At 44.6% G+C, this 9744-nt stretch carries 11 protein-coding genes and 1 pseudogene; 10 read left to right on the top strand and 2 right to left on the bottom strand.

Annotated features, from left to right (window positions below):
* The coding region (locus tag BUF15_RS25690; protein ID WP_200802501.1) for a transposase at positions 1-251 on the bottom strand (251 nt) is incomplete at its 3' end.
* A 570-nt stretch (positions 252-821) separates the two neighbouring features.
* Here BUF15_RS25690 and BUF15_RS25685 point away from each other — a divergent pair.
* Both BUF15_RS25685 and BUF15_RS28650 read left to right on the top strand, forming a co-directional pair.
* Positions 822-1292 (top strand): hypothetical protein, encoded by a 471-nt coding sequence (locus tag BUF15_RS25685; RefSeq protein ID WP_073617151.1) that lies wholly within the window; start codon positions 822-824, stop codon positions 1290-1292.
* Positions 1293-1295: 3 nt separating this feature from the next.
* Positions 1296-1472, top strand: a pseudogene (locus BUF15_RS28650) (ISNCY-like element ISDol1 family transposase); the annotation flags it as partial.
* Positions 1473-1527: 55 nt separating this feature from the next.
* Here the strand turns inward: BUF15_RS28650 and BUF15_RS25680 are convergent.
* Complete coding sequence (locus tag BUF15_RS25680; RefSeq protein ID WP_143170891.1) at positions 1528-2307, bottom strand: IclR family transcriptional regulator; 780 nt, start codon at positions 2305-2307, stop codon at positions 1528-1530.
* 350 nt (positions 2308-2657) lie between these two features.
* On the opposite strand from BUF15_RS25680, the gene alr reads away from it, so the two are divergent.
* From alr to BUF15_RS25640, 8 genes are all read left to right on the top strand, one after another.
* Positions 2658-3818, top strand: a complete 1161-nt coding sequence (gene alr / locus BUF15_RS25675) for an alanine racemase (protein WP_073617147.1) — start codon at positions 2658-2660, stop codon at positions 3816-3818.
* 156 nt (positions 3819-3974) lie between these two features.
* Positions 3975-5012 (top strand): TRAP transporter substrate-binding protein, encoded by a 1038-nt coding sequence (locus BUF15_RS25670; protein WP_200802500.1) that lies wholly within the window; start codon positions 3975-3977, stop codon positions 5010-5012.
* A complete protein-coding gene (locus tag BUF15_RS25665) occupies positions 5013-5540 on the top strand; it encodes a TRAP transporter small permease (protein ID WP_073617145.1) in 528 nt (175 codons plus the stop codon).
* Positions 5537-6820 carry a TRAP transporter large permease gene (locus BUF15_RS25660; protein ID WP_073617143.1) on the top strand — a complete coding sequence of 428 codons (1284 nt, stop codon included), beginning with the start codon at positions 5537-5539 and terminating at the stop codon, positions 6818-6820. Before BUF15_RS25665 ends, BUF15_RS25660 begins: the two co-directional genes overlap by 4 nt.
* Before the next feature lie 120 nt (positions 6821-6940).
* The gene (locus tag BUF15_RS25655) at positions 6941-7702 is read left to right on the top strand and encodes a M15 family metallopeptidase (protein ID WP_200802499.1); all 762 of its coding nucleotides are present in this window, start codon (positions 6941-6943) and stop codon (positions 7700-7702) included.
* Positions 7703-8016: 314 nt separating this feature from the next.
* Complete coding sequence (locus tag BUF15_RS28590) at positions 8017-8193, top strand: hypothetical protein (protein WP_143170892.1); 177 nt, start codon at positions 8017-8019, stop codon at positions 8191-8193.
* Positions 8194-8245: 52 nt separating this feature from the next.
* Positions 8246-8461 carry an IS3 family transposase gene (locus tag BUF15_RS28585; RefSeq protein ID WP_084554607.1) on the top strand — a complete coding sequence of 72 codons (216 nt, stop codon included), beginning with the start codon at positions 8246-8248 and terminating at the stop codon, positions 8459-8461.
* Positions 8462-8630: 169 nt separating this feature from the next.
* A partial coding sequence (locus BUF15_RS25640; protein ID WP_200802498.1) for an ABC transporter substrate-binding protein occupies positions 8631-9744 on the top strand: 1114 nt, incomplete at its 3' end.

Below are 9744 nucleotides of genomic sequence, written 5' to 3'. Positions count from 1 at the left end.
AGTTGCTCAACCAGCATTCGCTCACTTCGGATTGAATACAGTATCTGGAGCAACAAAGATCGGAGCAACCGCTCCGGTGCGATCGATGGTCGGCCTTTGCGGGCATATAGCTCTTGAAATACCGGTGACAGTTCCTTGAGAGCCTTGTCCACTATGATACGAATGGGACGCAACGGGTGATTCTGTGGCACTCGGGATTCCGGAGACAGGTAACTGAACATCTTCTGCTGGTGCTGGTCATAACCGCGCATATCTCACCTTTGTTTAATGATTATAGTTGGTTAAATAATACACGATTTTGATTGGATCTTCCCTATGATTGTGAGTTTTTCAACATCCTGTTAGAGTATCCCCGCAGGTCGATGAACACCTAGTTATTGTCCATCCAGCGTGAGCTATCATGCTGGATTGTATTGGAAAAATTAAGAAAATAGGGTGAGCTTTTTTGGTGATCTCTGGTTTGATTAATATGGCAACCACTCGATATTACAAAACAAGCAATACGGAGAGGCGTTTCCCGATGCGAAAAATCCGCAAAAAACAGCTTCCGCTACCAGAAAAAGCCCTAGCCCTCCCCTAAGTGGAAGAACTGGAAAAGAGCAGTACTATATTGGACAAGAACAATAGCATATACATCTTACTCACACAGGACCTTGGCATCGCCAACAAAGCTACCGGTTCTGAAGGAATGAGCGCCAAGCAGGTCATCAAGTCGGCGATCATAAAACAAATGGAGGGCTACAGTTACGAAGAACTCGCCTTTCACCTGGCAAATTCCAAGTCATACCGAAACTTCTGCCTGTTCAAGTTCGGTGAGACATATGCCAAATCACACCTTGAACGCCAACATCAAGGCAATCACCGCCGGAACCTGGGAGACTATTTACAGGACGCTGATTGGGTATGCCAAAACCGAAGATATTGAACATGGCCGGAAGGCACGAATAGACTGTACTGTAGTCGAGACCAACGTCCACAGGCCCACAGATTCCGAACTGCTCTGGGATGGAGTTCGGGTTGTGGCGCGGGTCCTGAACCGGGGCAGGAGTGAGCTTTCGGGTGTGAAATTTTCCTTTATGGATCACTCCTGTCGCAGCAAAAGGCGCCGTCTTGCCATTCTCAATGCAAAACACAGTGACCAGCGGCAGAAGGAGTACAAAGACCTAATCAAGATGGCTGAGAATACGGTATGTTACGCTGAGTCGGCCCTTCAGATTTTGGCAGGTTATACCGCGCCGACCTTCGAGCGGACATTGTTGAACTTGGCTATCAAGCAGGAACTGGAGCACTAGCTTCCTCTTTTTCGCCAGATTATCTGCCAGGCTACCCGGAGGGTCATCCACGGTGAATCCGTCCCGGCCAATGAAAAGCTGGTATCTCTCTTTGAACCGCATACCGACATCCTAAGAAAAGATCGACGCGAAACGTACTATGGTCACAAGATCTGCCTTGCCGGTGGTGCCTCCAATCTGGACACTAGCTAGCTCTCGTTGCTATTGGGCGTTAAAGATGATTCTATGTAAACTGTTAAAACTGTGCTCCAATTGAACCAGCAACCTCAATGACTACAGGAACTAACTCTGCCTTAATTTTTTCAATTGACCATTCAGAAAAGTTAACCGAAACATAAACAGCAGCCAAAGGTGTCCCCGTCCTACCAACCACTGCAGACGATATAGCAATTTCTCCGATTAGTTGCTCCTGACTGGAGATGACATAGCCCTGTTTCCTGGCTTTATCAACCTCGTCCATGTTCCCTTTTATGTCGACAATGGTAAAAGGTGTTATTTTTTCCATTGATGATCGACGTAACAGATCTTCTACTTCTTGATCAGGCAGATGGGCTAGGATAGCGCGTCCACTGCAAAACGCAGGGACGCGTCTCCCCGGAAGTGTGCTTTCAAGCAATAAAAAGCGTTGAGGGAGGCGAACTAAATAGATGATATCGGTTTCGTACAGAGTGCCCAGATACACTGCATTTCCAGTGCGTTTTCTTGCCTCAAGCAGCAGTGGCGTAGCAATTTCAACAAGTCTTTCCCCTTTGAGATAATTGTATCCCAAGGACATGACTTTTGGCGTCAGACCAAAACGTTTCGTAGATTGATCCTTCTTTAAATAACCAAGAGATTCCAACGTATAGAGAAACCGTTGCACAGCACTACGATTTAGCCCTGTGGTCTTTACTAAGTCAGATAGGCTCAGATTTCGGTTGTTGGAGTCAAAAGCTTCCAAAATTTGCATAGAACGCTGCACCGAAGTCACAAATAGCGGCTCCTGCCTTTTGTTCTGGTTTTCTTTCGTACCCACGATAGGCTAGCTCTTGATGGTGAAATTGTAAATCTGATTGGTTTGCATCGAAAACAAATTTCGAAACACACCTCGATTACTTTTCAGGGTGAGAACATTCTTCCTAATGGTACCTATAGGCACCGACAGAACAGTCGTTGACCTGCTGTGATCAGATGGTTGAACAACCCACCCTTGCAAGACCGAGAGGCCAAAGCTCCAAGATCTTCTTAAAGATTATACTCAAAATATATTGATACTAAAATCTTGACAAGAGGAAAATCGATCTGTAGTATTGCAGTACAATATATAGTATCGCAATGCAATATTTCCATGGTGTTTTGACCTATCAAAAACAAGGTTGAGTTCATATGCGGACAACTGATAGAGACTTTCAGTTCCCAATCTGGGTTGAAATTGATCGTACGGCTCTACGCGATAACTTTCATCAGGTACGTTCTCATGTTAACAAATCCACCAAGATAATGGCTGTGGTGAAGGCTGACGCGTATGGACATGGCGCTTTATCTGTTGCTTCACTACTCGCACAGGAAGGCGTTGACGCTTTTGGTGTTGCTCGTCTCATGGAAGCCGAACAATTGCGTAACGGAAACATCTCACAACCTATATTGATCTTTGGTTATACCCATCCCGGTAACGTTTTTTCGCTAGCCGCAGGCAATTTCATCCAAACCGTATATTCTCTCACCTATGCGGAAGAATTACATAAAACTGCAAAAGCTGCAGGCGTCAAAATTCGGGTTCACATCAAAGTTGACACAGGCATGGGACGGCTGGGCTTTCTGAGAACGTCAACCAGTGGAAACATATCAATATGTCAAGACATTCGTAGACTCTTTGAGCTTGACACCCTTCATATAGAAGGGATCTACACGCATTTCGCAGCAAGTGATTCTGAGGTCTTGGAAAGTGCATGGAAACAACTTGATTTGTTCGAAACCACCCTTTCTGAGCTAAGGAATTTCATCTCACTTGACAACCTGTGTATTCACGCTGCCAACAGTGCCGCCACCATGGTGATTCCTGAAGCCCATTATAATATGGTGAGACCTGGGATAATGATGTACGGCCTTAGGCCCTCATCAAAAATGGATAGCTCCTCTTTCAATTTGAAGCCAGTAATGTCAATAAAAGCAAGAATTGCAGGAGTTAAGCGTGTTCCAGAGGGATTTTCTGTGGGTTACGGTTCTAGCTACAGGACCGAACGGCAAACTGTCATTGCAACAATACCTATAGGTTATGCAGATGGTTATCCTCGGATTCTTTCTTCATTGGGCACAATGCTGGTACATGGACTCCGCGCAAATGTGATAGGGCGAGTTTGCATGGATCAACTGATGCTGGATGTGGGACATATTCCAAATGTTCAGGAATCAGATGAAGTGGTTGTGATAGGAAAACAGGGAGATGACGAAATAAGCGCAGACGAACTCGCGCAGATGACGGGAACGATCAACTATGAGGTCGTATCTCGTATTTTGGCACGTGTACCTCGTGTATTTATTGAATAGCGTTCAATTTTCCTCTCATCTTAGAGTGATGAGGAGAAGGTGTGGTCCAATGCCCAGGAGAGCATGATCCGTCTTTTATAGCAAACACATTTATAAGAGACTGTCTAGGACCTATCAGCAAAGAGCAGTTCAATTAAAAATCTTAGGAGGAGTACCATGAATGATGTTTGTACCAAAATGAAAGGTTTGAGAAAAATTGGTCTGGGCTGTTTGCTCGCTTTGGCTATTCCATCTGCATCTATGGCAGGGACAATTATTAAAATGAGCTACAACGGCCCTCCAAAAATTGAGGAAAATGCTGTGCACGCTTTCGCCTCAACATTCAAAGAAACTGTGGAAAAAGAAACAGGAGGCAACCTCATTATAGAGTTGTACCCTAACAGCCAGCTTGGTAGCGAAGAACAAAGAATGGAACAGGTGATGACCAGCCCCATGATTAACGTCGCTTCATTTGGCGGTATGGAGACGGTGTTCCCCGAAATGTTTGCCACCAATGTCCCTTTCATGTTTGAAAGTTACAAAGCGGCACATATCTTTTTCGACACTAGCTCATTCATGGAGAAAGCTCGTAAAGAACTGCGTGCCCGTGTAGGTGTTGACCTGCTTGAGGTTGTCGAGGAAGGCGGCTTTATCGCTTTTACAAGCAAAAAACCTATCAAATCACCTGCAGATTTCAAAGGAATGAAATTTCGGGCTATGGACGCCAGTCAGGTTGCAATGTATGAAGCGTTTGGCGCCTCTGGCACTCCTATCCCATGGACGGAGGTGTATCTCGCTCTTAAAATGGGTGTTGCTGATGGTCAGATGAACCCGCCTACATATATAATTCTTGGAAGTCTTTTCGAAGTACAGGAGTACCTTACACTCGCAAATGTGCAATATTCAGATCAGTTTCTTTTGATTAATGCAAAACTTATTGACTCATTGAGCCCAAAAGAGCAGGAGATTGTGCGTAAAGCTGCGCATGACGCAAATGTAAAAACCCGTGAGTATGTTGAATCCCAAGTGGACGACCGAGTTAAATTCCTCATAGACAAAGGCATGAAAGCATACACGCCTAACGCAGAGGAAATGGCCGCCTTTAAAAAACTTGGCAGCCCTTCGTATATAGATTGGTTGAGTAAGCAGATAGATGCCAGCTGGATCGATCTCGCGCTGAGTGATGCTGAGAAGGCAAACAAAGGAGCAAAGTAAATGAAACAATTTGCGTCCTTATGCCAAAAGGGCTCAGATAGTTTGGAGCGCTTCTGCCTGTTTGGGGCAGGGGTGCTCCTGGTTATCAATTTGGCATCAGTAATGCTGGGAGTCTTTGGGCGATTTTATCGACCTCCAATATGGACTTTGGATCTAGCAAAAGTGACCTTGGTCTGGATGGTGATGCTGGCTGCCGCGCCAGCACTGAAAAGAGGAGAACATATGGCTATAACCATTTTGGTGAATATGTTGCCATATCGTTTTCGTCGCTTTGTTAAAGCTATCCGCACCATCGTTTTTTTCGGTGTTCTTGCCTTGATGCTGACGTTGGGATCATTGTACGCCATCAAAATGCAAGTTTTTACCGTAATGTCGCTAGGTATAAGCAAAACTATACCGTTTCTGGCAATACCAATTGGAATGGGACTGATGATGATCGAATATGCCCTTCAACAGTTTATTCCGCTGAAAAACAACAGTAACTGTTCCAGCTGCGAGAATATCGCAGCCAGAGAGGATTTGCCATGACCCTCGTTCTATTGTTTGTTTTTTTCGCTACACTCGTCACTGGTCTTCCGTTGTTCATCGCCATGCTATGTACTGCACTTGCTGGATTTCTCTATATTGGTGATATGGGGCAATTGCGCCTTATGGTCCAGCAGTTTTATGGTGGAATGGAGCCATTTTCTCTTCTGGCAATACCATACTTCATTTTAGTGGGAGAGCTCATGGGCTGTTCAGGTTTGACCAGTCGCCTGTTGCGGTTTGCTGAAGCTCTTGTGGGACATTTGAAAGGAGGACTGGGGTACGTTACTATTCTGGCAAGTATTATCTTCGCTGGTGTAAACGGTTCTGCGGCCGCAGATGCCTCTGCCGTTGGGTCGATTATGATTCCGGCGATGAAAAAGGGCGGCTACCCGGATTCGTATGCTGCTGGACTTGTGGCCGGAACTTCACTTGTCGGCCCCATCATTCCGCCCAGTATATTTATGATTCTTATCGGTGCCATGACTAACACAAACGTAGGAGGACTGTTTATGGCAGGTGTGCTGCCTGGGCTGTTCCTCGGATTTTTCTTTGTTGTCATGCACCGGATATACGCAGTTAAACTTAAGCTACCCGTAACAAATACATCATTTTCCTTTGGCAAGGTTCTACGATCAACGGTTGCGGCTATTGCATCATTGATTGCTCCAGGTGTTATTATTGGCGGCATTCTTTTTGGTTTTATGACACCAACTGAATCCGGTGCGGTAGCAAGCCTTTACGTCATTTTCGTTGGTTTCCTTTGGACACGTGAGCTTACTTTCCGCGGTGTGTTTGTTGCAATATCTAATACCGTACGGCTGACCAGTGTAATCTTTATCGTCATTGGTGCCGCCACCATCGTTGGCTGGATACTTTCATCTGAACAAGTACCGCAAGCCATGGCACCTGTTGTGATGAGCTATGCTTCAACGCCTACCCAAGTGTTGCTGTTTATCAGCCTCATAATATTCATAGTAGGCATGTTTATGGAAGAAGTCGCTGCGCTTGTACTGCTCACACCGGTATTTAGCCCATTGGCTATGGCTGCTGGCATTGATCCACTTCATTTCGGCATAGTAATGACTCTCAACATTACCATCGCTCTTATCACCCCACCTATGGGTGCTTGCGTCTATATTGTCGCATCAGTTGGTGGTGTCTCGCTGGAAAAAATGTTTCGGCATATCTGGCCATTCGTGTTGGTCGCTATGACCTGTCAGCTGCTACTGATCACAATACCTGGTATTACCCTTTGGTTGCCACGGATGCTGGGTTATTGATCCGTTAACACTTTAGAGCCCCCTGTCACACTGATTGAATTGAAACTATACTGTGATTCCAAGAGGGGTGTCCTGTTGGCAAATAGCCTGTAAGCATTAATTAAATATATTGGAGGACCCGTGCAAGAAAACATGGAAAGCAAGCCAATTCCCTCTAAAAGGGAGGCTACCTGGGAAAGGGTACATTCCATACCCATTATTGACTGTGGAGAGATTATTACTCCTCTTTCACTTGTACCAGAGCACATTCTGGTAAGATCCTACTATTTCGAGTTGGGAATTGTTGGAAGTTTACCGGAATGCCATGCACGCAAGAGTGTACTTGATAAGCTGTTACAAGCGTCATTGCTACTACCAAACCACCTTCGATTTGTAGTGCTGGATGCGTGGCGAAGCCAACAGTTGCAGAAAGTCTTATTTAAACAATGCAAATCAGCACTAGCTAATATTTATTCAGATGCGAGTGAAGAAGAAATACTCGCCAAAACTCAGCAGTATGTTGCTATCCCCAGTCAGGACGCACTTGCGCCATCTCCGCATTCAACGGGCGGGGCGATAGATTTGACAATTGCAACCCGAGATGGTGTGCCTTTGTTTTTTGGATCGCCCTTCGATGACCCCAGTGAAATTTCAAATACCAACTATTTTGAAGATAAGCTTGAAAAAGGGGAGTTACTTTCTGAGAGAGAAGAGATTGCATTGAAAAACCGTAGAATACTTTACAACACAATGAAACAGTTAGGGTTTGTGAATTACTCATGTGAGTGGTGGCATTTTGAGTACGGCACTCAGCGGTGGGCAATTGAGACTGGAAAAGAATTTGCGATTTACGGACCGACTGCTGTTTCCCTTAATCCGTTTCATGACATCGAAAACCATTAAAAAAAACAAGATAGTAGCTTTGTAAAGTGATATTCAGAAAAGTGAGGCTGGTACCAATAGTTAACAGCTAATCCTGTTACCTTTTTCCCGATACATTTTGTAACTCTACCCCCAAAATGTGGATACACAGTTAGCCCACTGTTATGGAAATGACAGGAGGACGCTATGATTGTTCAACAAAGAAGACAATACGATCCAAATATTTATCCCAATATTTTAATCCGGCAATTTTCGTGAGCAAAACCGAACACCGGATGGGCCAACAACATCACCTATCTCAGAGCCGGTGGCAAATGCCATAATTTGTTGTTTTCATAGATTTGTTTTCCATAATCGTTGTCGGTTGGGATTTGAGTGATTCCCTTGATCGTCACTCAATGATCCATGCATTTAACAAGGCGTTGAGACGACGCCGGCCTATAGTGGGCCTACTGGTTCACAGTGATCGTGGTGTTCGGTTTGCCAGTGCAGATTTCAGGCATTTGCTTTGAGCAAACAGTCTGTATTCAAAGTATGAGTCGTAAAGGGAATTGCTAGGAGGTCCTGCCCTGTGGGTACAATGCTGCCGCCACTGAAGCTTTTTTTTACACATTGAAAACTCAACTGACGCATCATGAGCGCTTCATGGATAAATATGAGGTTGAGCTGGGATTGTTCAATTATATCGAAACATGTTACAATCGCAGAAGGCGTCACACAGCTATAGGCTGCAGAATCACAGCGGAATTTGAATTGTATATAAAAGCTTACGTGGTGTGACTTAACCTCATCGCCACCTACTTTGGGGCAAGTTCATATTTTGCCTATCGGGCACAACTTCGGCAGTCAAGGCTGGCATAGCGATCTTTACAATTCAAGATCAGCAATTATTGGCAACTGATGACCGTCTTTTCAACAGATGCTATTCAAACTTTGCTGGGTAGAACTCGTGGGCAAAATTAAGGTATTGCTTCTCGTCTGGATACTTATTTTCGGTTTACTGTGGTCTGATGAAGAAAACACTTTTGCTGGATCAGAGCCAGCAAGAGTGCTTCTGATCAGTTCCTATCACCCTGGATTTCCAACATTTTTCCAACAAGTGAACGGCATCAAATCGGTTTTTACCGAGAAAGGGATAGTCCTTGATGTCGAGTTCATGGACAAAAAACGGTTTTCCGATGATACAATTGAGACCCTCTTCCTAGATTTACTTTCGTATAAACTCAACAAAACAAAACCCTATAATGTGATCATGACAGCGGACGACGATGCCCTGTTGTTCCTGCTCAAACACAAAGCAAGTCTCTTTCCCACTCAGTCTGCAGTATTTTTTGGGGTTAATAATATCACCAAGGCTAGAGAACTGAATGGTAGACAAGGCATAACCGGTGTGATCGAGGCCGTCTCGATGAAAGAAACGGTACAGATGATGCTTGATCTTCTTCCCAAAACTAAAACGGTGCTTGCCCTGGTAGATAAGACACCGAGCAGTGTAGGTGATTTGAACACATTTCGTGCTCTTTCAAACACATATCCGCAAGTTATCTTCAGAGAACTCTCACTTGAGGATCATTCCTATACGGAATTTGCCGATGCTTTACAAAAAATCGAAGGCGAAACGGCAGTTCTTCTTCTGTCGGCGTATGTCGATAAGGACGGGAATAGGATGCAGTTTAATGACAGTCTTCAACTGATCCTGAATAACCTGCATAAACCACTCTTTCATCTTTGGTATCATGGGATGGGCGAGGGGATGCTTGGAGGCAAGGTTATTTCCCATGAACAGCAAGGTAAAACAGCAGCAGAGTTGGTTTTACGTATTTTGGCAGGAGAATCCGCAGAATCGATCAACGTAGTAGAGGTGAGCCCTAACATCACCATTGTCGACTACAACGTACTGGATAAGTTTGGACTTAGCCTTAGAAATATTAAGTTAACTCATGATTCTATAATATTGAATAATCCTTTTTCTTTTTACTATCAATACAAGTATCAACTGTGGCTGGGGGCTCTTTTTTTCATCTCACAAACGTTGCTCATCCTCTTTCTTTTCAATACTATTC

The organism is Desulfopila aestuarii DSM 18488, assembly GCF_900143695.1.
Taxonomy (GTDB): domain Bacteria; phylum Desulfobacterota; class Desulfobulbia; order Desulfobulbales; family Desulfocapsaceae; genus Desulfopila; species Desulfopila aestuarii.
Note: the sequence above shows the minus strand (reverse complement) of the source record. Positions and strands in the feature narration are given on the sequence as shown.

Bases quoted from the DNA above. Each gene is read 5' to 3' on its own strand.
- BUF15_RS25685 (WP_073617151.1), top strand. From the start codon at position 822: ATGCCAAATCACACCTTGAACGCCAACATCAAGGCAATCACCGCCGGA.
- alr (WP_073617147.1), top strand. From the start codon at position 2,658: ATGCGGACAACTGATAGAGACTTTCAGTTCCCAATCTGGGTTGAAATT.
- BUF15_RS25670 (WP_200802500.1), top strand. From the start codon at position 3,975: ATGAATGATGTTTGTACCAAAATGAAAGGTTTGAGAAAAATTGGTCTG.
- BUF15_RS25665 (WP_073617145.1), top strand. From the start codon at position 5,013: ATGAAACAATTTGCGTCCTTATGCCAAAAGGGCTCAGATAGTTTGGAG.
- BUF15_RS25660 (WP_073617143.1), top strand. From the start codon at position 5,537: ATGACCCTCGTTCTATTGTTTGTTTTTTTCGCTACACTCGTCACTGGT.